The organism is Prevotella mikamonis (assembly GCF_055381405.1).
The window spans coordinates 375796-401409 of record NZ_AP035785.1 but is presented as its reverse complement, the minus strand read 5'-3'; the positions used below and the strand labels follow the sequence as shown (position 1 = coordinate 401409).

Sequence of the window (25614 nt, the reverse complement as noted above, 5' to 3'; positions counted from 1 at the left end):
TCTTTAAGTTAGATTCTTATTTTTGTTTAGGTTTTCTTGTTGCTCTGACAAAGCATATTTTTCTATTTGCAAAGATAAACCAAACAAATTCAAAAAACTGACACTTTCTTGCCAGATGTTTTGCATTTTTTGCAAAATGGTTTTATCTTTCCAGCCGAGCATTACTATCTTCTCTCGCCCTTCTTTCAAACCCTGTCTTTTTCCTCTCTAATAGAGAAAGACAGCGCATGAGCAGTATTTACCGACCCAAAAGTCGTAAAACTGCAACGCATTCATCCAATACTGATTATTCACTGTAAACAAGACAAACTTCATACGTAATGATACTATTTTACCAAACTATAATACTTTATTGCCCTATATGAGCCTGACAAAATTGCCCGTCCTACCCTATCATTTTTCTGCAGGGCCTCCGCACAACTGCTGCAAGGCCTTATCACTCTTTCTGCAGAGCCTAGGCAGCATCGCTGCCTAGGCTCTGCAGAAAGAACATAGAAAAACTCACTTGCCAACAATCTGACCGGCACGGAACATCAAGTAGCCGACTTTGAGGTAAAATATACAAAAAAACAGTAACTGGAAGTGTCACTGCCACAATTTATTCGTAATTTTGTCATCAAATTACAGAGAGCTTATGTATAAGAAAATACTGCTGACATTTGTATTGGCCATATGCTTCGTACTGAACGGGCATGCCGTCCTCAAAGAGAAAGACTTGGCCCACACTCTATCCATATTGCGCACCGAGTTGACCAACTACCATTCGGAATTGGAGCAACGGGCCGGTTTGCAAAAGGAGCAACAGCTACAGGTACGCGACAACATCATGACGGCATGGAGCAAAAGTAACCAGAATGCACTCATGCTTTATTCGCAGAAGCCTGAATATGTATTCGACCTGACCTACGCATGCCACGAAGCTACCGAGCAATACCGCACGTTCAAAGAGTCAGTGATGCCTTTCAGGGCATTCCTGGAAAAAACAAATCAGGAAATTTCGCGCTATGACAGCCTGATAACCAGTCTCACCGGCATGTATACAGCCAATCTCTCGGAACGGTCGAAGATTGACCGTAACGTCTGCCTGACGCTTGCTGTCAACATCAGACATACACTGAAAGACAACTCTGAACAGTTCACGGAGTACATCAAGTATTATAAAACTACCGAAGAACATCTCCGCAATCTGGACCACTATGCCAATAAGCGTTATTCAGATATACAAAACAGCATCTTCAGCAATTCGGGAACAAGCTATCTGGTAGTTTTGTCGCAACTCAAAAAGAATCTGGTAGAGACCAAAGAGACTGTCCAAACCAAGTATTTCGTCAAGTCCAAGACCATCTCGCAATGGGACCCTAAAATCATGATAGGTCTGTTTGTGAGTATCTTCTTCTATGGGGCTATAGCATTGGTACTGAATGTTGTGGTCATCAGATTCCTGATACCAAAGCGTCTGCGCACGACCTCTTTCCTGGAAAAGCGCAACTGCGTGATGCTGGCAACAAGCGTTATCTCGCTTGCCATCATATTGGGTATCGTGCGATTCACAGTTGACCAGAACTTCATCTATATGGCCAGCGGTCTCATGGTGGAATACATGTGGTTGCTAGGTGTCATCCTTATATCGCTGCTGCTACGACTCGACGGCCATCAAATCAAAAGCGGCTTCCACATCTATTCGCCTATCATGCTCATCAGCTTTATCGTGATAGCCTTCCGGATAACCCTGATGCCGAACGATGTGGTGAATCTGAGCCTGCCGCTTATCCAACTGCTGTGTACCCTGTGGCAATGGAATGTCATCGTAAGGCATAACAAAAACATTCCCAAGAGCGACGTATTCTACACCTACTGCTCGCTTCTGGTCTTCTCCCTATCGGTTATCAGTTCATGGGCCGGCTATGTATTGTTCAGCGTGCAGGTATTGATATGGTGGATGATGCAGCTCACCTGTGTCCTCACCATCACCTGCCTGTCGGGATGGCTCAAGGAATATTCGCGCCGAAAAGGCATCATGCAACAACCCATCACGCAGACCTGGTTCTTCAGATTCGTGTATTTCGTGCTGCTTCCGGTCTTGGGTGTGCTGTCTGTCATCATAGCTATCTACTGGGCAGCAGACGTCTTCAACCTGAGCGATACTACCAAACTCATCTTCACACGCGATTTTATCCATACGAGTAACTTTATGGCCAGCATCTCAACGGTGGCATTGGTCATCACACTGTACATCCTTTTCTCGTATATCAACCAGACTTCGCAAGGGTTTCTCTATCATCACTTCGAACAGAGCGACCCCTCTACAGCAGCCAGCCGAATGGTCATGGCCAAGAATGTGATTCAGGTGGTGGTATGGGGTGCATGGCTGCTCATCAGTCTGAGCATCTTCCACGTCAGCAATACATGGTTGGTAGTCATCACCGGAGGTCTGTCTACCGGTGTCGGTTTTGCCTCTAAGGACATACTGGAGAATATATATTATGGTATATCGCTGATGGCTGGACGTATCAAGGTGGGCGACTATATAGAGTGTGACGGAATCCGCGGAAAGGTAAGTTCCATCAGCTACACCTCTACCATGATTGAGGCTACCGACGGCAGCGTCATTGCTTTCCAGAACAGCCAGCTTTTCACGAAGAACTATAAAAACATGACGAAGAATCATGGATACGAACTTGACGTGCTGGAAGTGGGCGTAGCATACGGTACGAACATCGCCAAGACCAAGGATATACTCGTGAACGCGATTCAGCAACTGGGCATTACCGACCCTGCCCGTCCTGTCAAGGTGGTGCTGACCCAGTTTGACGACAGTTGCATCACATTGAAAATACTGGTTTGGGTAAACGTACTCACCCATTACGGAGACGACGGTACTATCATGGAGTGTATCTATGACACACTGAATGCCCACGGCATAGAAATTCCATTCCCACAACGCGAAGTACGCATTTTGCATGCCAACGAGAAGGAGGAAGCCGAGGCGCTCGGTCCAAATCAAGAATAAAACACTTGCAAATTAGGGGCAAAATGACTACTTTTGCATCAAACAACCATCGAAGATGTCTAATCATATACAACAACCCATATTCATTGCAGGACCTTGTGTGATAGAGTCGCAAGAACTCTTGGAAACCGTTGCACAGGAAATTGTCAGAATCAACGAAGCCTTGCAAACCCAAATTGTGTTCAAAGCATCGTTTGACAAAGCCAACCGCACTTCCCTACGCTCGTTCAGAGGTCCAGGATTAGAGAAAGGTTTGCAGATGCTGGCACAGATAAAAGAGCATTATGGGCTGAAAATCACAACCGACATACACGAAAGCTACCAAGCCGAAGCTGTCGCAGAGGTGTGTGACATTCTACAGATTCCCGCATTCCTATGTCGCCAGACCGACCTGCTGGTAGCTGCATCCCGCACCGGTCGCATTGTTAACATCAAGAAAGCACAGTTCCTAAGTGGTCATGATATGCGCTTTCCGGTAGAGAAAGCACTTGAAAGCGGAGCTAAGGAAGTTTGGCTTACGGAGCGAGGCAACTCGTTCGGATATAATAACTTGGTTGTCGACTTCCGCAATATTCCAGATATGAAGGAGATAGTACCAACTGTCATCATGGACTGTACGCACAGCGTTCAACGCCCAGGTGGCGGAAACGGAAGTACAAGCGGCGACCGGAAATTCGTACCGGCAATGGCCAAGGCTGCCAAGGCTTTCGGTGCAACAGGCTACTTCTTCGAGGTACACCCTACTCCCGACCAAGGCTTATCAGACGGTCCGAACATGCTGGAATTGCACAAACTGGAATCACTTATCAAGGAATTACTGTAATGGAAAAAGATACTATCAACACAATACAGCGGCAACAGGTAAGACTATGGGGCGAACAGTGTATCAGAGACGAGGCAGAAGCCTTGCTGGAACTGATTCCCCAACTGGATCACAACTTCGAAGATGCCGTGGAAATGATGTACAACTGTCATGGGAAAATCATCATTACGGGCGTCGGGAAAAGCGGTAATGTAGGTGCAAAGATAGCTGCTACCTTGGCTAGTACGGGTACACCGGCATTTTTTATCAATCCGCTGGATGTGTATCATGGCGATTTAGGCGTCATGACGCAGGACGATGTGGTGTTGGCACTCAGCAATTCCGGACAGACAGACGAACTGCTCCGTTTCATTCCTGTCGTACTCCACATGAATGTTCCCATTATTTCTATGACTTGCAATGAGAATTCTCTCCTTGCCAAATACAGTAATGTACACGTCAAAGTACGTGTGAAGAAAGAAGCATGCCCACTGAATCTTGCTCCCACAAGCAGCACGACGGCAGCTTTGGCCATGGGAGATGCACTGGCAATAGCCCTGATGCAGGTCAGAGGATTCAAATCCAGAGACTTCGCACAGTTCCATCCGGGAGGCGAACTGGGTAAGCGTTTGCTGACCACGGCGGAAGATGTGATGCGCAGCAACGACATGCCTATCATCTCAGAATCGGCTCATCTGGGTGAAGCCATTATTGATGTGAGCAAAGGAAAACTGGGATTGGGCATCTCATTGCAAGATGGCAAAGTCTCCGGATTGATTACCGACGGCGACATCCGACGCGCAATGGAGAGATGGCAAGCCGACTTTTTCAATCATACGGTCAGCGATATTATGACTCGTGAACCCAAAACGGTATTGCCCAATACCAAGATTACCGAGGTTCAACGCATCATGCACAAATATAAAGTCCACACTGTTCTGGTGACAGATACCGATAAAAAACTCCTTGGTGTAGTAGATCATTATAGTTGTATGATTTAAAAAGGAGAATGTTTTTATCCAAGTATCATATTCAACGTTTCATATTATGCTGTGCATATCTCCTTGTCTATAGCTGGGGATATGCACAGTCTAGTGATTCTTTGGTCGTTCGGCATCTGCGAAACTATGGAGTAAGTTTCTCTCACAATAACTCCGTGGTCCTCCTGATGACTGGGCAAGAGAAGTTCGACGACTTATTCCAAGCCGTCCGTCAGGCCAGACAATCCATCCATCTGGAGTATTTCAACTTCCGCAACGACTCTATCGCCAACCTGCTGTTCAATCTTCTAGCCGAAAAGGCAAAAGCAGGAGTAGAAGTCAGGGCCTTGTTCGATGCTTTCGGAAATACATCTAACAACAAGCCACTGAAGAAACGACACCTCGAAAGAATCAGAAAGAACGGCATAGAAATCTACGAATTCGACCCACTAAGATTTCCATGGATTAACCATGTATTCTCCAGAGACCACCGAAAAATCGTCGTCATCGACGGCAAGATAGCATATACGGGGGGAATGAACGTTGCCGACTACTATATAAACGGTACAAAGGTAGTGGGCGAATGGCACGATATGCACTGCCGCATTGAGGGAAATGAGGTCAATACACTGCAAAGCATCTTCCTCAGAATATGGAACAAAACCACCAAGCAAAACGTTCATGGAACACAATACTTCAAAGGTGGCGAACCTACGGATAGTTTCCAAGGACTAAAACCCGACACTACCGCTACCGCCTATCGCAAGATGGTAGGCATCATCAACCGAGAACCCGTCCTATCAAACGAGATTATACGCGAGTTTTACACCTCGGCCATCCAGTCGGCACGCGACAGTATCAAGATTATCAATCCCTATTTCACTCTCAATACTCGCATCAAAAAAGCGCTGAGACATGCTGTCAAACGTGGTGTCAAGGTAGAAATCATGCTCAGCATCAGAAGTGATATTCCACTAACACCTGACTGCGGATTCTACAATGCACACAAACTCATGAAACACGGATGTCATATCTGGATGTATAAGCCCGGATTTCATCATACCAAAGTCATTATGGTAGATGGCAAACTATGCACTGTCGGCAGTGCCAATCTCAATGCGAGAAGCCTGAACTGGGACTATGAAGAGAATGCTGTCATCGTAGATTCATGCACAACGAAACAATTAAGCAATCTTTTCGACGCTGAAAAGAAGGACTGCTTCAGACTTACTGAAGAAAAATGGGATCAGTGGCGCACTGGTTGGCAGAAGTTCAGAGGTTGGTTTGCACACTTATTAGCTCCTTTTCTTTAAAAAAAGAAGCTCACAAGCCAAGTTTTTGTCAGATTTTTCATATATTTGTAGAATGAACGGACACAAAGCAGTCGGCAGACCCAAGATTGCCATCATTGACAACAACACACTGGCTATTCTCGGTCTCAAACAAATACTTCAAAACGTCATGCCCATCATGACGATAGAAACTTTCAGCGATTTTGACGAGTTGGAAAACAATAATGCTGACAGTTTCTTTCATTACTTTGTGTCTATTAAAATCGTATTGGAGCATAGAGCCTTCTTCTTGGAACGCCGACAAAAGACTTTCGTACTGACTACTTCAAACGACCCCAACTCTCAGCTAAGTGATTTCCGCTGTCTGAGTATCAACGTATCTGAAGAGCAACTCATCAAGTCGCTTCTCACACTAGCCCAATTCGGGCATTCGCATGGCAAGAACCTGCCCCCCATGCCCCAGATATTGAAAGCCAAAATCCTTTCAGACAGAGAGATAGAAGTGTTGTCGTTAGTTGCCCAAGGCTATATTAACAAAGAGATAGCCGACCAACTGAACATAGGCATGACAACCGTCATTACCCACCGAAAGAATATCCAAGAGAAGCTAGGACTCAAGAGTGTTTCGGCCCTAACCATCTATGCCGTCATGCACGGATACGTAGACATCAACAAAATTTAATCCCGTCACGCCTATTACAACTTGACAGAAGAGATGTCTACCAAGTTGTTTACAATAGCATAAATGGTAAGTCCGGCAGGACTGTGTATCTGCAATTTCCGCGCAATATTACGCCGATGCGTAATAACAGTATTGATAGAGATGCACAAATGGTCGGCAATCTCCTTATTCGTCATTCCCTGTACCAGACTGATAATGACTTCCTTCTCGCGCTCACTCAGCAAGTCTCCACTGTCAGGATTCTGCTTTATCATATTGGAAATCTTCACCGTAACGTCACTCTGGCGTGATTTCTTCTCCAACCGCCTAATAGCCGGAGTGAAGATTTCGTCTTCCACACGGGCATGCTGAGTCAACCATTCCTCATTATTATACAGGTCATACAATGCTGTAGCAAGTTGGTTGTTATGCAATCCGTCGCTCGGCAGATACTTGATAATGATATTCTTCAGTTCTCTCAACTTCACGTCGGTCTGACTATGATGCTTTGAATAGGTATCAATATCATAATTCATGTCTGCCTCATTGTTCAATATGGAATTCACGTATGGGAATACGGTCTTCTCTTCATACTTCATGTGCGAACGGACAGCGTGTGCATACTCATCATAGAGCTTCATGATAAGGCGCGCCAAGTTGTCTTTTTCGTCCAAGGCATTCATGAGTTGCTGACGCATGAAAGGTAACTGGAAATCCAGATAATAGGCATGAGATGCACGCAGATACTGAATCAGAGTTGGTATAGACAGACGGTCGGCATCATCGAAATCCCGATATCCGTTGATGGCAAAATTGATAACAGCGAGAAATGTATAGGTATCAACATGCTGATCTTCACAAACTTCCTGCACGGTTTTATCTCCAAATCCCAGATTGATGCCAAAAGCACCTAGGCTCTGTAGTATACTATAATTATCTCTGATAATTGAAATCAGCCGGTCATCAGGTTCATACATCTTTTGATTTTTCATCTGCGAAAACTATTTAGTCGTTAACTACCTATCCCAATATTCCTCCCATCATCGCTATTCCGTCCATTCCTCTCCACGTGCCATTCGCCCTTGCACAACTGCAAAGCCTATTCAGTTCTGCTGCCATGCTCTTGCAGCGACGCTGCAAAGGCTCAACAGTCACACTGCCGCAGCCTTGCAGTAAAACCAGTCTGATGCGCATGCCTTGTTAACACCTTTTTGGTAGATTCCAATCTTAGCACCAAAGCGACAAAATGCACTCTTTCAAAGAATCCCAGAACAATATTATAATTTACAAAGTAACAAAAAAAAAGCAAGTCGTACAATCATTACATTTAGGTAATTTTCCGTTACAAAGGCCCATCCATGCCCTTTTATCACGACATACATACCTACATATAATGACAACTGCATTTACCGAGATATTAGTATTGACATGACACACAAAAGACATTAACTTTGTAATCGGATAAAATATGAATGAATTGATGATTTTACAAGAGGTACAGTGCTAGTTACCATTCTTGATTTTCAAGCAGAATACGCACCTCAACAGGTAGACTTAAAAACAGAAACGCAACTAAAAATCTGTACCTCTTTTTCTTTCTACCCTCCACTCCTTTCCCTTCACAAGCATACCGAAAGATAAAAGAAAATGAGCCTGGTAATAATACCAAGCTCATTCTCAACTATGAATAACCCATCGTAGGCTTTACACCTTCCTTTTTGAAAGAGTAGTAAATCCCATCGACTCTTTTTCGCTTATCAGAATTGCCACCAATGTTTCTTCTTGGGCATTTCTTCTTCCTGATACATCCCCTGCGAAGAACGCTCGCGGAGGATATCATTGTAAGTCTTATGGTCGTGTATCATGTGGTAGATTTGCCCCCAATCCGGCAATCCACCTAGGTTTCTGTCATCAATGAACATCTCCACTTTGAGTTTACGAGAAAAATGATTGTTCTTCTCTTGCTCCTCTTCAGGATAGTCCCTGTTAACAGCATAGAACTCTACCCCACGCTCACGACACCAATTAACGGCATCATCCAAGAGCTTTCCCTCTCTGACGCTCCAAAGAATCAACCGATGCTGGTCCTTGATGAGCATCTTGAGAGTTTCCGTTGCAAAGGGCAATTCCTCTCCGATTTCAGGATATTTATGTTCTACGATAGTGCCGTCGAAATCTACTGCTATTGTCATTTATTTTATTAATTTTCTATTAGTTATAGTGATTCGATTATCGTTTGATAGATGAATCGTTCTTGTTCCCGTAGTGGCTGTTCGAATAGTTGCCATAACTACCGTAAGAGCCATAAGTACCATACTGGCCGTAAGAACCGTAAGAGCCGTACTTACCATTGCCGTAACGTGCATACTTGCCATACTTCGCATACTTGCCGTAGCCGTAATAGTAACCATACTTACGCTTCGACATATCAATACCATTGATAGCTATGCACATGTTTGGCATCTTCTTCTCATTATGAAGAGAATTGATAAGGCCAAAGCTCTCCTTCGCTGTATAATCAGCCCTACACATGTAGACGGTAGCGTCTCCTACCCGGCTAATCTGCAAGGTATCGGTTACCAGACCGATAGGTGCAGTGTCTATCAATACGTAATCATACATATCCTTCAAAAGATGCACCACCTTATCGAGACTCTCACGTGCAAGAAGCTCCGCAGGGTTGGGAGGAATTGGTCCGGCCATCAACAAATCCAGATTGTCGTGGACTCCGGAGCGAAGTATCTGAGCATCTATCATCTCCTTAGTGGGTTCTTCTTTCACCAGGATATTAGTAATACCATGATGATGGTCGTCTATCTCGAACAGCTCTGCCAAACGGGGCTTACGAATATCAAGACCTACCAAGACCACTTTCTTGCCTAGCAACGAGAATGACACAGCAAGGTTGGCAGCCGTAAAGGTCTTACCCTCACCAGAAGTTGTTGAGGTAAAGATGATTACTTTTTGGCCTTCATGCAACATAAACTGCAAGTTCGTACGCATGCTACGGAAGACTTCTTCCATCAAGTTATTCTTATTCTCATGCACTACCACGTCACCACGCGTCTTAATGGTATCACTTGAAACCGGAATATCGCCCAGAATCGGCAGACGAGTCAAGCGGACTACATCCTGATGGCCCTCGATACGGTACTTAAAGAATTGCATAACAATCAATATCAATGCTGGAATACCAAAAGCCAAAATCAATGCCACCAAAAGAATCATAGCATTCTTTGGACTGATTTTGCCTATTGTCTCCGGTGCATCAATCATCTTTCCCTTATCAGCCGTAGCAGCCAAAGAGATAGAGTTTTCCTCTCTCTTCTGCAACAGCATCAGATACAAGCCTGATTTCACTTCCTGCTGACGACCAATCTGGGTCAACATACGTTCCTGTTCGGGCGAAGCTCCTACCGCACCACTATATCTGCGGAACTCTGAAGCCACGGCGTCACGCTGCAACTGCATATTTCTACGCGCCTGAGACATGGCCTTCTGGATGCTGAGCAACAAATCATCAAGCTGTGCTGTCAATGGAGTAACCGTCGGGCTTGTCTCCGAAGCACTTCTCAACAACCTGTTTCTCTCCAATACAATCTCATTGTATTTCTGGATAAGTGCAGTAGTACTCTCGTCTTTCAAGCCTACATTAGATGGCAGTGGCTGGTATTTATTACCCGGCTCATGAAGAGTTGCATTCAGCTCATTAAGCAATGCTACCTGAGTATTTGCTTCTACCAACTTCTGACTAAACTGATCCTGGTTTGCTACAGACTGTGTAGCATTCAGTTTAAGTTCCACCATATTGTTGTTACGCTTATATGACTCCAGAGCACCTTCGGTACTTCCCAACTCCGTATTGATTTTCTCCAAGCGGCTATTGATGAATTCCTCGGTACGAACAGCGATTTCATTCTTATCTTCATTGGCCTGAAGATTATAGCAGTCTATCAACTTATTCAAGTAATCACGTCCGCGCTCAGGCAGTTCGTCGTTCAAAACAAGCTGTGCAATCGTAGTCATCTTAGAAGTCTGACTGACAGACAATCTTTTCACATACCGCTCTGCAAGAACCTTAGGAGATTCAACAACAGCCTTTGAGACGGTAATCTTCCGTTTTGGATTTTCTACATAGGCACTATTCTTTTCGAATCGCAAGATACCTACCTTAGTAGAAATCTTAGCGGGCAACACCTTGAGGGTCTCATCAATACTTATCGGACCTTCCACAACTTCGTCTTTATACACTGCAAAATATTCACCGGTAATATGGTAACCTCCGCTAGGAATCTGCTCTAACTCCAACTTAATGGGATATACCAATTTATCTAGATATTTATCATCCATATCCACATTAACCGGCTGATTCTTATAAAGAAGATTATCCTTTACCTTACCTATACTATAATAGGTAGTATATAGCTTCAAAATCTTAACTGCACGCTCAGCAATAGAATGAGAAGAAAGAATCTCCATTTCATTGTCTATACCCGCAGAATTGGACATCATACCCAGATAGGTCATATTCTGTAAAGAATTACCTCCACCACGCCGGCCGTTATTATCATCTTTGATAAGCAGCTTGGTCTGCGACTGATATACCGGAGTCGCATATCTTAGATATACCAAAGCACATCCAATACAGATTACAAGCGACACCAGAAACCATTTCCAGTTTAAGACTAATGTCGTGTAGAGGGCTAGAAAGTCAAACGATGACTGTTCTTCTTGTTCCTGCACCTGTGCATTTTCAGGAACAACATTCTTTTTCTCTTCCATTATAATATATTATCTAATTATTTTTATTCGTCATTAATTCTGAGAGATTCGCATGAGATACTGTCCATACTCATTCTTTATCATAGGCTTGGCCAACTCTGCCACTTGGGCCTTTGTAATCCAACCATTCTGCAACGCAATCTCTTCAAGACATGCTATTTTGAGTCCCTGTCTCTTCTCTATCACCTCTATAAAAGTGCTGGCCTCACTCAAACTATCGTGTGTTCCGGTATCGAGCCAAGCAAAACCACGCTGCAAAGGCTTAACCAGCAGTTTGCCCAGAGCCAGATATTCTTGGTTGACCGTAGTTATTTCCAGTTCCCCACGCTCGCTGGGTTTGATATGTTTAGCGATTTCAACCACGGAATTAGGGTAGAAATACAAACCTACTACGGCATAGTTGCTCTTCGGATGTTCAGGCTTCTCCTCAATACTGATACACTTTCCCGACACATCATCAAATTCGGCAACGCCATAACGTTCCGGATCGTTCACATAATAGCCGAACACACTGGCCGTGCTGCGAACCTCAGCATCCTTTACACTCTGATGCAAAAGCCCTGTCAAACCGGCACCATAAAATATGTTATCACCCAATACCAGGCATACGCTGTCTGTCCCGATAAACTCTTCGCCGATAATAAAAGCCTGTGCCAATCCGTCAGGACTAGGCTGTTCGGCGTATTCGAAGTTTACGCCCAACTCATGTCCGTCTCCAAGCAACCGCTTGAACCCCGGCAAATCATGCGGAGTAGAAATGATTAGAATATCCTTGATACCTGCGAGCATGAGTACCGATATAGGATAATAAATCATAGGTTTATCAAAAATGGGAATCAGCTGTTTACTGATTCCTTTCGTAATCGGGTAAAGTCGTGTACCCGAACCTCCAGCTAGAACTATTCCTTTCATGTTAATATGCTTGTTTATCAGGTATAATAAAACCTATTGCGGTCTTTAGGATAATCTTCATATCCAACCAGAACGACCAATGTTCAATATACCATATATCTCGTTTAATACGTTCTTCCATCTGCCACAGCTCCTTCGTCTCACCTCGGAAGCCAGTTATCTGAGCCCAACCGGTGATTCCAGGCTTACTAAAGTGTCTTACCATGTACTTATCTATCAAATCGCGATAGACGTCTGTATGATAAAGCATGTGCGGGCGAGGCCCTACGACACTCATATCACCTTTCAACACATTGAAGAATTGGGGCAATTCATCTATATTTGTCTTACGCATGAAATTACCAAAAGCAAATTTGCGAGGGTCATCCTTCGTTGCCTGCAACTTATCCGATTCGACATTAACGTGCATAGAGCGGAACTTGAAACAATCAAAGGTCTGTCCATTCAAGCCCGTACGCTGTTGCTTGAACAATACCGGCCCCGGACTCTGCAACTTGATACAGAGAGCTATAACCGGATATATCAATGCTATGAACAGACACGCTACCGAACTCACACACACATCAAACGCGCGCTTGACAAATTTATTGATGGGAGACGACAGCGGCTCTATATAATTGGTAAACAATTCGGTATCGCCAAATCGCTCTGCCTTCAGCTTCAGCCTGAAGTTACCGAACATTCTCGGCACATAGTAGAAATGCGTAACCGTACGGTCACAGTATTTCATGATGTTGATAATCTCCTTATAAGCATCATGAGACAGACAGCAGAACACATCGTCAACGCCTATTCCCTGCACCTCTGCATCGAGTTTCTCGTTCAATTTTTCGAGATTTCCCAACCATTCCAGTTCTTTCGGGCATTTCGCAATCTCACGGTCGGCATAATATCCAGCCACACGATAACCTGTAGACGGGTCTTTCATCAAATCATCATACAATATACGCACTGCGGGGTCATGCCCGATAAACAATACAGTACGAGTATTGCGACCCATCTGGCGGTAGTGCTTCAACAACACACGCTGAATAAGGCGAGCCACCATGATAAGCAAGAAGAAAGTCGGGAATAGCAATGCCAAGAAGTATAACACCCGCTCGTGCACACCTATCATCCTCAACATCACATACATAACCACTGCTTGAAATGCAGTAAGTTTGAAAACCCGGCTGAGCACGTCCTCAAAGTTGACTCTGCGAGAATGTATGATGGTATGGTAAAACGTTTGGCTCACCAACATCGAGAAGTTGGCTACCAAGAAAGTCATCTTTGTTGCGGTATGAAAGAAAGATGGCACGAGTTTCGGTGTCAATTCGATAAATGCCCACAAGAGAACATTTAACACCAAAAAGTCACCAAGCGCGACCATAATCCTTATAAGGTCATTCCCTTTTCCTGATTGTTTCATGCTATCAAACCTGAACGTGTGATTACACAATCTCTAATTTGTCGCAAAGATAAACAAAAATACATAAAGATTAAAGTTTAAACAAGAAAAACTTTCATTCAGACTATATTCTTTTTCTCAAAACAATACATCAAAATACTGCAAAGGCTTAGCAACAACGCTGCAAAGGCTCTTCAGCAATGCTGCAAAGCCCAGACAGCAACACTGCCGAGGCCTTGCAGTTTTTCCAGGTCTACAAGCAAACCTGATACAAGTCGGCAAGTTGATGAATTTACCGGTTCTTGCCCGCATACACAGCAGGACTGGCTAAAACCATTAGAATCCTTTGGTCTTTAGATGAACTTTCACTAACTTTGCAGCAAACAAGAATAACACAATAAGAATCAACAAAATGGGAATATTTTCAAAACTCTTTAAAAGAGACGACAGCGCAACAAAAGTTGGCGGAATGGAAGACTACATGACATTGGTGCGCGTATACTTTCAGGCATCGCTCGCAGCCAATCTGGGCATCAACAATCTGGCCATGCTTCCTGATTTGCGCATGTTCAAATCGACCTTGCACGTACCCACCGTCAACAACAAGCTAGGCGTCGGAGAGCGCAACCAATGCAAGAAGATGCTCAGAGAGATATATCATACCGAAGACACATTCTTCAAAGAAATAGACCAGAGCATCCGTAAGAATTGCCACAAGATACAAGACGTTCAGACCTATCTGATTCAGTTCCAAGGATTCACGCAGGATTTGATGATGCTCATGGGCAATCTGATGAAGTTCAAACTCAGACTGCCGTCGTTCTTCAAACGTGCCATATACAGCATGACAGAGAAAACCGTCAACGATGTGTTCACCAAGAACGACTATACCGATGCCGGCGTCATGAAGACGGCGTTGAACATCCGACAATACAACAAGCGTCTGGGCTTCTCACAGAAATGGATTACCGACTTTGTATACCAAGTAGTGATGCTGGCCAAGAAGGAATCACCCAACAATGCAGACGAGGACAAGAAATAAAACTACACGTATTATTTGGAATAACCGATTAATTCAATTAAATTTGTAACCAAATTGTAAATCTATGGATGCAAACGAGAAGATACTGTCTCTCTTTTCTACACGCGTCAGGCAAATGATTCTCCAATACGTCGAGACAAAGAAGGAGAATGACACCTTGTATGCGATGGTAGACGAAAGAGACGTGCGTATCAAGCAGTTGGAAAGCCAACTGGCTCAAGCTGAAAGGAATTACAATAGCCTCAAGATGGCCAAGATGATAGAAATCACCGATGGCGACATGGAGGAAGCCGGCAAACGGATTTCCAAACTGATTCGAGAGGTAAACAAATGTATCACGCTGCTCAGTGAAAAATAACAAGTCGTGATGGAAGAAGACAACAAAGAGAAACTACATATCAGATTACATGTCTACGATACAGAAATGTCGGTCAACATCGTTAGGGCCGACGAGAAACTGTATCGGGATGCTGCCAAACTCATCACTGATACGGTAAACACCTATTCTGAGGTTTTCAAAGGCCGTAAAAGTGATAAAGAGATATTGTATATGGCGCTGATAGACATAGCTTTACGATATGAGCGAGAAGCCGAACGCAACGACACGGCTCCTTTTAGTGATATTCTCAAGACATTGACTTCTGAAATCGAAGACGCACTGAAGTAGTCTTGAGAAGATAACACTAAAAATATACATATACACACATGACAACAATACTTATTATAGCCTTAGTGGCTCTACTGGCGGGAAGTGGTATCGGATATGCCCTCTTCCGCTATGTAATCACGGGAAAATACAAGGAGATTATCAACTCTGCCGCTAAAGACGCAGAAGTTATCAAAGAAAAGAAACTCCTTGAAGTGAAAGAAAAGTTCCTGAACAAGAAGTCTGAACTCGAAAAAGAAGTTCAGCAACGCAATCAGAAGATTCAGCAGATAGAGAACAAGTTGAAACAGAGAGAGTTGTCGCTGAACCAGAAACAAGAAGAGTTGGGCCGTAAGAAGCAGGAAGTTGACCAAAATCAGCAGCGTATCGACAACGAGAAGAAGCTCTTGCAAGTAAAGCAGCAGGACTTGGAAAAGATGCAAGACCTTGAGCGAGCAAAGCTGGAAGAACTCTCAGGACTCAGTGCCGAGGAAGCCAAGAATCGCCTTGTCGAAAGCCTGAAAGACCAAGCCAGACTCGATGCTGCCAGCTATGTCAACGAGATTATGGACGAAGCCAAACTCAATGCCAATCAACAGGCGAAGAAGATTGTCATTCAGACCATTCAGCGCGTTGCTACCGAGACGGCTATCGAAAATTCTGTCAGCGTATTCCACATTGACAACGACGAGGTCAAAGGCCGCATCATCGGTCGCGAAGGTCGCAACATCCGCGCACTCGAAGCTGCCACCGGTGTTGAAATAGTAGTCGACGACACCCCCGAAGCCATCGTTATCAGTGCATTCGACCCTGTCCGTCGCGAAGTTTGTCGCCTTGCGCTCCACCAACTTGTAGCCGATGGTCGCATCCATCCGGCCCGTATCGAGGAAGTAGTTTCCAAGGTTAAGAAGCAACTGGACAACGAAATCATCGAAACCGGTAAGCGCACAGCCATCGACCTTGGTATTCATGGTTTGCATCCCGAACTCGTCAGAATCGTCGGCAAGATGAAATACCGCTCTTCTTATGGACAGAACCTGTTGCAACACGCCCGCGAGACAGCCAATCTCTGTGCTGTCATGGCTAGCGAGTTAGGCTTGAACCCAAAGAAGGCAAAGCGTGCCGGCCTGCTCCACGACATTGGCAAAGTGCCAGACGAGGAGAGCGAATTGCCCCACGCATTATATGGTGGTAAGATTGCAGAGAAGTACAAGGAGAAACCAGACGTGGTAAATGCTATTGCAGCTCACCACGACGAGGTAGAGATGCAGAGTCTCCTCGCTCCTATCGTTCAGGTCTGCGATGCCATTTCCGGAGCGCGTCCAGGTGCACGCCGTGAGATTGTAGAGGCATATATTAAGCGCCTCAACGATTTGGAAGCTATTGCACTCAGCTATCCCGGCGTAACAAAGACCTACGCTATCCAAGCCGGTCGTGAACTCCGTGTCATTGTAGGTGCAGACAAGATGGACGATGCAGAAAGCGAAAAGCTGTCTAGTGAAATCGCTACCAAGATTCAGAACGAGATGACTTATCCCGGTCAGGTAAAGATTACCGTTATCCGCGAGACCCGTTCCGTGGCATACGCCAAATAAGATATTAGCCTATACAAACTCAAAAGGGGCTGCCTGAAAAAGGCAGCCCCTTTTGAGTTAAGTCTTATAGTATGAATCATCTATACGCTCTTACGAAGGTAAAATTTATAGAAAGAATGCCAAAAACGTGCAATCGGACGTCCCCATAGAACCTCAGAAGGGAAATATCGGGCAAATCTTAAATTGCGTCGGACTTCCAATAAGTATTGTTTGTAGAGTGGCAGTCCCTTGAAATTATATCGTGTATCGAAGAATCCAAAATTCCCGGCATGTAATATCTCTGCCAACAACAATTTCCCGATATTTTCATCAGGAGTCGTATATAAATACTTCCTATCTAATCCTAGAACTTCACTCAGAATCCACATGACTCCTTTTGAAAATGTCAACATGTGGAGTTTTTCCAGCGTACGGGCAATATCTGCCTGCGCTTCCGGAACAACCCCACACTTCAATAGGTAATAGTAATCTATGATTTGACGTAGTCCAATACCTTCAAAGAAGAAATGGTGCATGATGTGAGAGAGCTGAAATACACAGTCCATATCGCCATTGAGAACATATATTCCCTGCCCTGCAACACCAGAAAGAGCTACAAAGTTATCAAACTGACTATTCTTTTGTTCCTCAAAATAACGTCTTAATAGTATTTCATGATACAAGTTCCCCATGAACGAAGGGAAAAAATGAACCTCTATTGGAGTTCGTCCGAAATTAGGCCAGTCTATATGATGGTATTCTGGTGAAGCTGTAGGAGCTTTTTGCCTTACATAACGCACGACATCCTTAGCCCTCTTCATATCTGTCCAGATGTCTATATCGCCGGGCATGCGGTATAACGGATTGGGATATAGCCGTGCATTAGCCTGCCCCTTGAGTACACATGAACGGATACCGTCTTGCTTAAATACAGCCGTCAGTCGACAAGCGTCTTGATTCACTTGTATATTAGCACGTTTTATCTGGTCTACAGTTGCCACCCATTTAAAAATAAGCTGCCTTTCTGGCCGATAACTTACATCTTTGGGTAATCGTTCCAAGCCTTGATATACGACACCTAAAATGGATTGGCGATTGGCAAACTCATACATGCCTTCCCAATCCAATTCGTTTAATGAGGGAAGTGGCTGCTTGCTGTCCAGAGCAAAACGGAGAAAACGAAGATATAGTTCTGCTTGATTCATCACTGAATATCTAATTGTTCATACACAGAATTCTTCGACTTAAATTCAGGAACAAGCTCCTTCATCTTCTTCACAATCTTCATATTATCAAAGGTCTGCGCTATATCTATCAGACTTAATATCTCTTGATTAATGCTGTCATATTCGTATTCCCTTACCTTGGCAATCCTAATCTTGGGATTAAATGAAGGCAATGTATTCTCTTCATTGGATAATACCTCCTCATATAGCTTTTCTCCCTCACGCAATCCGGTATATTTAATCTGGACACCTCTCGCTCCCGACAACAGTATCATGCGTTTTGCCAAGTCAGCAATCTTCACAGGTTCTCCCATATCAAAGACAAATATTTCTCCACCGTTGCCATGAGTTCCTGCTTCTAACACCAACTTACAAGCTTCAGGAATCAGCATAAAGAAACGAATGATATTAGGATCGGTCACTGTCAGCGGCCCACCCGCTTTGATTTGTTTCTCAAAGAGTGGAATCACAGAACCATTAGAACCTAGTACGTTGCCAAACCGAGTTGTCACAAACTGGGTTACTCCATCTTTCAAAGACTCTGTTCCGCCTTGCTTAATAGCTTTGTCTAAAGACTGGATATATATTTCACAGATTCTCTTAGAGCATCCCATCACATTCGTCGGATTTACAGCCTTATCCGTACTAAGCATAACGAACTTCTTCACCCCATATTTAACAGCTAAATCTGCAATTATTTTCGTACCGCGTATATTATTCAATACACTCTCGTAAGGATTATCCTCCATCATGGGTACATGTTTATAAGCAGCTGCATGGAACACATAATCCGGCCTGAAGTTGCTGAATATATATCCCATTCTGTATTCATTGGTAATCGTCTCTACCATAGTCGTCGCCTTGATATCCGGATAATTACGAGACATCATCAATCGAATGTCATGCTGAGGGGTTTCGGCCTGGTCTATCAACATCAATTCGGCAGGATGATACACTGCTATTTGCTGCAATATCCCATTTCCTATACTACCAGCCGACCCTGTTATCAGGATTTTCTTTCCTGTAATCATTCTGCCAATAGCCTCCATATCCACTTGAATTTCATTGCGAGGTAACAAGTCCTCAATACTAATCTCTTTGAGTGTACTGACCGAATTCTGACCAGATGTCCATTCCTCGGACCCGGAAACCATATATATGTGGATATTTTCCTGTATCAGCCTGTCTTGCAAAACTCTATCTTTACGAAACACTTTATTCTGCAAAGGAGAGACCAACACTACTTGCACATTCATAGACTTCAATACATCTATCAACTCTTCATCGTTCTTATAAACACGTACACCCAACAATCTACGACCAGAGAACTGTGCATCAGGAGCTATGAATCCTTTCAATTGGAATCTGACGGGCTTCTCATTCCTGATATTTTTAGCCAATCCAATTCCCCCCTCTTGTACACCGTAAATGAAAGTGCGCATCCCATTCTTAGAACTGAACATCACTTCGTACACTGTCTTTACGAGCATTCTGAATGCTACCATTCCAACTGTCGCAACCAGATACATTGCTAAGATCTGTCGCCCTTGTAATCTGACGAACTGTAAGTTCCAATAAAAAATAATATAGTGCATCACCTCGGCTACGAACAAGGATAAAAGCATGGCATACCCTACCCTCATCAAGTCTCTCACCGTAGAATATCTGATGATACCGGCATAAGTCCTAAAAACCTTGAATCCTATTAAATTAAAGACCATATACATGAATATAGTCTTTGACAATAAGATGATATTACCCAAGGTTACAGCTCCATTATAATAAAGCCAGAACACAAACAGACCTGATAAATAACAAATCAAACAGTCTATAACGAAAATACACCAATAAGGTAATGCGTCTTTGGTAAAATACCAATTAACAAGCTTATCCAGTAACTTCATCTCCCTAACTTTTTAGAAAATCTTATTTTATAAATCCCCCTCTATAAACTCGACTTTATAGTCTCAACAATCCATTCTACATCTTCGTCAGAAACACAAGGACCAGAAGGTAAACACAATCCACTTTTAAATAATTGCTCGGATATTCCATTCACATAGACAGGAGCATCATGGTATACCGGTTGCTTATGCATTGGCTTCCACAAGGGTCGGCTCTCCACATTAGCTTCATCCAGACATACACGCATTGCCTCGACATTTGTATGAGGCTCACAATCGGTATGGGCATCATCCACAGAATGAATAACACCTGCAGCCCCCCCCACTGCTCCTTTGATAGTCGACTTATATGCGTTCTCCTGTCCTTTAACCTTCAGGGCTGGGTCAAGTGTAATCGTATTAAGCCAGAAGTTAGAGTCTATCTCTGAAGATGGATTATCATGGAACGTGATACCATCTATAGTATCGAAAGCCTTGGCATACAGGCGAGATATATGCTTGTGATGGGCTATATGCTCATCAAGCACTGTCATTTGGCCACGCCCAATACCAGCACAGATATTACTCATTCTATAATTATAGCCTATCTTTTCGTGTTGATAGTATGGATAACCTTCACGAGCTTGGGTTGCATAAAACATGATATTGTCCCTTGAAGTGTCATCAGGACAAATCAAAGCACCTCCACCCGACGTAGTAATCATCTTATTACCATTGAAACTCAATACTCCATACTGGCCGAAAGTGCCACATACCTGCCCACGATAACGCGAACCAAGTCCCTCAGCAGCATCTTCTATAAGCGGAATATCATATTTCTGAGCCACAGCTATGATTTCATCTATCTGAGCCGGCATACCATACAGATAAACCACGATAATAGCTTTGGGCTTACGGCCCGTCTTAGCAATCCTATCCTTAATAGCCTCTTCCAACAGCTGTGGATTCATATTCCATGTATCCAGTTCAGAATCTACAAATACAGGAGTTGCTCCAAGGTAAGTCACAGGATGCGATGATGCACAGAATGTAAAACTCTGACAAATAACCTCGTCCCCCCTTCCTACTCCTAATCCTATAAGAGCCAGATGTACAGCCGCTGTACCGGAAGCCAATGCCACTACACGCTTATCTGCTAATTCATCTTTATCCTCTGTCAAGAAAGTGTGCAAATCGGCTTCAAAACCATTCACATTTGGACCAAGAGGCACTACCCAGTTTGTTTCAAACGCCTCTTGTATATATTTCATCTCATTGCCACTCATATGAGCTAGGCAGAGATATATTCGCTTTTCTGGTTGCTGCATAATTATTACTCTCTAATCCTAATTATAATATTGAAAAATTGCCCTCAAGCAATTCCGATTTCTTACGAATAACAACGGCATCATACATCATCATCAGAATATCTTCATCATACTGTCCAATGATGCTTTCATTGCTTTTCCCTTCCATATTGTTCTGGATTAACTTGAAGAAATCCACCCCAGCACCATAAGCATGAAGATAAGCTCCTCCAAATCGTGGATTGACTTCACTGAGATAATATTGCCCATCCTGATACCAGAAATCCATATCAACTGGGCCATTAAACTGCATCACTTGGCAAATATCTTCAATGAAAGCAAATAATTCTGGATCTTTGAAAGAGATTGTTTTACTCGCTCCACCTATTTTCGTCTCCAATTTTCTCTTTGAAAAGGCTGCAACAGGTTTATGACTATAACAGTCAATATAGACGTCGGCATCACAATCACCACTCTTCATATATTCCTGAATGATATAATCAAATTCTGCATCTGCAAAATACGACTCCAATTCATCCATTGTTTCACATTTATGAATGCCAACACTACCGCTGCCCGTTCTTGGTTTGATGAAGACGGGGAAATCTATCTCGTGCCTGTCATATCCTTTTTTAAAATGTCCCAAAGTATCGTATGTAAGAACGGTACGGATTCCTTTCTCCTGTAAATACCGGAACATCTCATACTTATCAAAACAATAATGAGCCGTCTCTTTCGATGGTGCCAGTACCAATATACCTTCCTTTTCAAACCTATCCCTGTTTTTTGCCAGCAATTCTATTTCCGGGTCAATCAGTGTTGTTATTGCCCTTACATCATTTTCCTTTGCTATCTTCAGTATTTCATCCACATAGTTTGGTGCATCAATCCTTGGTACTAAATAGCATTTGTCTGCCACATACAAGGCTGGTGCAATATCTTGAAGGTCAGTAGCAATAATCTTGCAGCTATTGCCTAATGACTCCTTTAAAAACTTTAAAAGCTGGACACGACGGCCACAGCTGCAAAACATTATATTATTCATTGTTTTTAATATATTGATTTCTGTAAAAATTCGTCTTCAGTCCATTCTTCCCGTATAATTTGAGGTCTCTCATCACTGGAAGTCTTTAAATAGACGACTGGGAAATAGTGGATAAACAAAGGGGTTAGACTCATGGTGTAAGCCCCTACTCTATGGAGTACAATATGGTCGCCAGGCTGTAGTCTTCTTTCTCCGGCAGGGAGTGTAAACATGCGATCGTATTCAAGACAGGACAAGCCACTTACTATCTGAGGTTGTGATGCGACATCTCCCACTTCGTCTTGGTAGATAACTTCCTTGAAATAGTCAGACTTATGGAAGAAAGGATCAACATCATTGCGCGTACCATCGGTGCAAATATAAATATTGCCATCGTGTTTTTTAACATCTATCACCTCCATCACATAGTCAAAGCCTGATGCTACAACAGCATTTCCCGGTTCCACAATAATAGAAATATCATGTAAATCTGCACTAAGAGTCTTATAGAACACTTCAGCATATTCGTAATAAGTAGGTTTACCTGGCATACTCCCAAAGAAACCTCCGCCCAAATCCCAATATTTCAATTTGAGATTATATTCATGAATCACATCCTGCACATAGCTGATAACATTGTGGTAAAAACTTACACTTCTTGTTTTTGGTTCTCGATGCGAGTGAATACCAACAACCATCACGTTCTTTAGTTCAGCTATCCTGGCTAAGGCCTCTTCCCATTCTCCCGATTCATAAGAGAAGCCAAACCGACTATCATCATTAGGATGATTTTCATCTTCTGGGGAAATTGCGGATATATTTATATTCAGTCTGACTCCCACCTCGAACGTCTCTTCTCTTGGTAATTCCTGTAACCATTCTATTTCCCGCCAAGTTTCAATATTTACAATCGAGTGATGACGTACAGCATCAAGAAAAGTCTCCTTCGACTTCATCGGTCCGTTGTAAACAATATGTTCCTTAGGAAATCCAATTCTTACAGCAAAGTTATACTCGTTATACGATACAACCTCAGCATAACATCCTTGCTCCTTAACGAGTTTCAATATATAAGGAAGCGAATTGGTTTTTACCGAGTAGCTTATTACACTTTGCGGGAAAAAACTACTAAGTGCATTCTGAAATTCCTTAATATTATCAACAACATCTCTCTGATCGAGAACGAAACAGGGTGTCTGTAATTTATTCGTATTCATCTAATTTCTACCATTAAATTCCTCCATTGTAGCACTTCCTTCATGCGAAATTCCATCACGACGCAATACAGACCTAATAGTAAGCCAAATTATCTTGCAATCAGTTGTAAAAGTCACATGATCAACATACCACACATCATACTTAAATTTCTCTGACCACGACAGAGCATTCCTTCCATGACATTGTGCCCACCCAGATATACCGGGTCTCACTTCATGGCGGCGCGCCTGCTCTTCTGAGTAAAGAGGTAGATATTGCACCAGTAACGGCCGAGGGCCTATTAAACTCATATCTCCCTTTAAAACATTTATTAATTGTAATAGTTCATCCATAGAAGTAGATCTGACCCATTCACCAACCTTCGTTAACCGCTGTTCGTCTGGAAGCAAATTACCCTTAGAATCAGTATCATCAGTCATGGTCTTAAATTTGATAACTTTAAATATTCTCCCATATAGCCCTGGTCTCTCTTGCAAAAATAACACCCCAGCTCCTTTATTGGCAAAATGAAGCCAGATACCAACTCCTATCAGTAAGGGAGAAAGTAAAATCAAACCTATTAAGGAAATGAGTATATCAAATGGACGTTTAATCGCTTTTCTATACATTTTTGTTTTGTGAATCTAAAGCATTATACATATTCAGCAAAGAGAGCCATACATCCTTTTGCTCATACCGCTCACAAATCATTGGACGTGCATTTTCTCCCATCCGCTTAGCCTCTGCCCGATGACAAACAAACCATAACATTGTATTATATAGAGCATCCGTAATATCATGTTTTCTTTTTCCTTTGTCATCTAAAGGTGCTTGGATTATCTTCCCATTTAAACCATCCTTAATAATTTCATTAGAGCCACTAATGTTTGTGACAATACAAGGAAGATTCATCGCTCCAGCCTCAAGAGGTACATTAGGAAAACCTTCTCGATAAGAAGGAAAAACAAGCACATCACTTGCCAATAAAAAAGGACGAATATCCTGTTGCACCCCTACATATATTACAGCTTTTGATTGCCTAAAATATTCTAACTTATCAGTATCAACAATATCATCTTCCCCTTCAAGCTCACCTATCAATAACAACTTAGCATCTGCCTTTGTGGCCTCGAGCCGCTTCATTGCATCTGCTAATTCTCCCATTCCCTTGTCATTAGTTATTCTGCCAATAGAGATAAATAGAAAATCCTCATCTGTACATCCCAACTTCCCTCGAACAAATTCTCTTGCACCCTCTACAGACTTCCCTTGTAATCTGATTTGCCCATTATCCACAACGAAAGAAGACGTTTCTATTGTATTCTCACGGCTTAAAAAGGATGTGTCTTTCCCATTGATATTCCCATAATGTATCACTTCGAGTGGCTTACTTGTTATATGGTCGCTTTGTAAACTGCATAGGACACCATTTCCTTCAGGTATCACCTTACTGGCAAACAGACAAGTCAATCGCTCCATTGTTTTAAGTATGAAGCGAAAAACTCCCGTTGTTCCTTGATAACGTAGGCCTGTAACCAGATAGATACGATGTGGCACACGCGCCATCCAAGCTGCCACCATTGCCAAAAGACTTCCCTTTGGGGTATTGGCATGCACACACCACGGCTTTTCCCGACAAAATAACCGATACAGGAACCATAAAGCCTTGATATCTTTTATGGGGCTAATGGGACGTTCCAACGGTGCATCAATCACCCGAATCCCCTCACGCTCTCCCACTTTCTGAAGTACGCCAGTATCTTTGGCTACCCCTACAACTTCAAAGTATTGATTCAAGAATCTTAATTGCCCTTTGAGTAGACTCTCCAAAGATATATCGGCCGTAGTTATACGTATCAGTTTCTTTCTTCTACTTCTCATCGCTC

General features: G+C 43.1%; 22 protein-coding genes. 9 read left to right on the top strand and 13 right to left on the bottom strand.

The annotated features are described in order from the left end of the window. Positions 1–3: 3 nt before the first annotated feature. Complete coding sequence (locus ACZ42L_RS01745; RefSeq protein ID WP_464706472.1) at positions 4–189, bottom strand: hypothetical protein; 186 nt, start codon at positions 187–189, stop codon at positions 4–6. Positions 190–634: 445 nt separating this feature from the next. Here ACZ42L_RS01745 and ACZ42L_RS01740 point away from each other — a divergent pair, with 445 nt between their 5' ends. Genes ACZ42L_RS01740 through ACZ42L_RS01720 form a run of 5 tightly spaced genes read left to right on the top strand, consistent with a single transcriptional unit; the run spans position 635 to position 6766 of the window. After that, on the top strand, positions 635–3010 hold the full coding sequence (locus tag ACZ42L_RS01740) for a mechanosensitive ion channel family protein (RefSeq protein ID WP_464700190.1): 2376 nt from the start codon (positions 635–637) through the stop codon (positions 3008–3010). A 55-nt stretch (positions 3011–3065) separates the two neighbouring features. Further along, on the top strand, positions 3066–3833 hold the full coding sequence (gene kdsA / locus ACZ42L_RS01735) for a 3-deoxy-8-phosphooctulonate synthase (protein WP_464716451.1): 768 nt from the start codon (positions 3066–3068) through the stop codon (positions 3831–3833). Continuing rightward, positions 3833–4813, top strand: coding sequence for a KpsF/GutQ family sugar-phosphate isomerase (locus ACZ42L_RS01730; RefSeq protein ID WP_464716450.1), 981 nt, complete (start codon positions 3833–3835; stop codon positions 4811–4813). The genes kdsA and ACZ42L_RS01730 overlap by 1 nt, the downstream gene beginning before the upstream one ends. 8 nt (positions 4814–4821) lie before the next feature. Further along, a complete protein-coding gene (locus ACZ42L_RS01725; RefSeq protein ID WP_464716449.1) occupies positions 4822–6105 on the top strand; it encodes a phospholipase D-like domain-containing protein in 1284 nt (427 codons plus the stop codon). A 52-nt stretch (positions 6106–6157) separates the two neighbouring features. Next, positions 6158–6766 (top strand): response regulator transcription factor, encoded by a 609-nt coding sequence (locus tag ACZ42L_RS01720; protein WP_464703300.1) that lies wholly within the window; start codon positions 6158–6160, stop codon positions 6764–6766. 14 nt (positions 6767–6780) lie between these two features. On the opposite strand, the gene ACZ42L_RS01715 is transcribed toward ACZ42L_RS01720, so the two are convergent. From ACZ42L_RS01715 to ACZ42L_RS01695, 5 genes are all read right to left on the bottom strand, one after another. After that, positions 6781–7737, bottom strand: a complete 957-nt coding sequence (locus ACZ42L_RS01715; protein WP_464716448.1) for a LuxR C-terminal-related transcriptional regulator — start codon at positions 7735–7737, stop codon at positions 6781–6783. Between the two features lie 765 nt (positions 7738–8502). Continuing rightward, positions 8503–8937 carry a BT0820 family HAD-type phosphatase gene (locus ACZ42L_RS01710; RefSeq protein WP_464700176.1) on the bottom strand — a complete coding sequence of 145 codons (435 nt, stop codon included), beginning with the start codon at positions 8935–8937 and terminating at the stop codon, positions 8503–8505. Positions 8938–8974: 37 nt separating this feature from the next. Further along, positions 8975–11527 (bottom strand): GumC family protein, encoded by a 2553-nt coding sequence (locus ACZ42L_RS01705; RefSeq protein WP_464716447.1) that lies wholly within the window; start codon positions 11525–11527, stop codon positions 8975–8977. 33 nt (positions 11528–11560) lie between these two features. Continuing rightward, the gene (gene rfbA, locus ACZ42L_RS01700) at positions 11561–12439 is read right to left on the bottom strand and encodes a glucose-1-phosphate thymidylyltransferase RfbA (protein WP_464703298.1); all 879 of its coding nucleotides are present in this window, start codon (positions 12437–12439) and stop codon (positions 11561–11563) included. Position 12440: 1 nt separating this feature from the next. Further along, positions 12441–13811: an undecaprenyl-phosphate glucose phosphotransferase gene (locus tag ACZ42L_RS01695; RefSeq protein WP_464701629.1), complete on the bottom strand. Its 1371-nt coding sequence runs from the start codon at positions 13809–13811 to the stop codon at positions 12441–12443. 430 nt (positions 13812–14241) lie between these two features. Here ACZ42L_RS01695 and ACZ42L_RS01690 point away from each other — a divergent pair, with 430 nt between their 5' ends. From ACZ42L_RS01690 to rny, 4 genes are all read left to right on the top strand, one after another. Next, positions 14242–14871, top strand: a complete 630-nt coding sequence (locus ACZ42L_RS01690; RefSeq protein ID WP_464700171.1) for a hypothetical protein — start codon at positions 14242–14244, stop codon at positions 14869–14871. A gap of 64 nt (positions 14872–14935) precedes the next feature. Further along, a complete protein-coding gene (locus ACZ42L_RS01685; RefSeq protein ID WP_464716446.1) occupies positions 14936–15229 on the top strand; it encodes a hypothetical protein in 294 nt (97 codons plus the stop codon). Positions 15230–15238: 9 nt separating this feature from the next. Continuing rightward, positions 15239–15538: a cell division protein ZapA gene (locus ACZ42L_RS01680; protein ID WP_464700167.1), complete on the top strand. Its 300-nt coding sequence runs from the start codon at positions 15239–15241 to the stop codon at positions 15536–15538. A 38-nt stretch (positions 15539–15576) separates the two neighbouring features. After that, complete coding sequence (rny, locus tag ACZ42L_RS01675) at positions 15577–17112, top strand: ribonuclease Y (RefSeq protein WP_464716445.1); 1536 nt, start codon at positions 15577–15579, stop codon at positions 17110–17112. 80 nt (positions 17113–17192) lie between these two features. Here the strand turns inward: rny and ACZ42L_RS01670 are convergent, their stop codons facing one another. The 7 genes from ACZ42L_RS01670 to ACZ42L_RS01640 are packed head-to-tail and all read right to left on the bottom strand — an operon-like array spanning position 17193 to position 25609. After that, positions 17193–18296, bottom strand: coding sequence for a nucleotidyltransferase family protein (locus ACZ42L_RS01670; RefSeq protein WP_464716444.1), 1104 nt, complete (start codon positions 18294–18296; stop codon positions 17193–17195). Beyond that, a complete protein-coding gene (locus tag ACZ42L_RS01665) occupies positions 18296–20221 on the bottom strand; it encodes a polysaccharide biosynthesis protein (protein ID WP_464716443.1) in 1926 nt (641 codons plus the stop codon). Before ACZ42L_RS01665 ends, ACZ42L_RS01670 begins: the two co-directional genes overlap by 1 nt. A gap of 41 nt (positions 20222–20262) precedes the next feature. Further along, positions 20263–21528: a DegT/DnrJ/EryC1/StrS family aminotransferase gene (locus tag ACZ42L_RS01660; protein WP_464716442.1), complete on the bottom strand. Its 1266-nt coding sequence runs from the start codon at positions 21526–21528 to the stop codon at positions 20263–20265. Between the two features lie 22 nt (positions 21529–21550). Beyond that, positions 21551–22552 carry an ATP-grasp domain-containing protein gene (locus tag ACZ42L_RS01655; protein ID WP_464716441.1) on the bottom strand — a complete coding sequence of 334 codons (1002 nt, stop codon included), beginning with the start codon at positions 22550–22552 and terminating at the stop codon, positions 21551–21553. 5 nt (positions 22553–22557) lie between these two features. Continuing rightward, entirely contained in the window at positions 22558–23748 is a 1191-nt protein-coding gene (locus ACZ42L_RS01650; protein ID WP_464716440.1) for a type III PLP-dependent enzyme domain-containing protein, read from the bottom strand. Then, entirely contained in the window at positions 23749–24357 is a 609-nt protein-coding gene (locus tag ACZ42L_RS01645; RefSeq protein WP_464716439.1) for a sugar transferase, read from the bottom strand. It abuts the gene before it with no gap. After that, positions 24350–25609 (bottom strand): glycosyltransferase family 4 protein, encoded by a 1260-nt coding sequence (locus tag ACZ42L_RS01640; protein ID WP_464716438.1) that lies wholly within the window; start codon positions 25607–25609, stop codon positions 24350–24352. The genes ACZ42L_RS01645 and ACZ42L_RS01640 overlap by 8 nt, the downstream gene beginning before the upstream one ends. Positions 25610–25614: the final 5 nt, after the last annotated feature.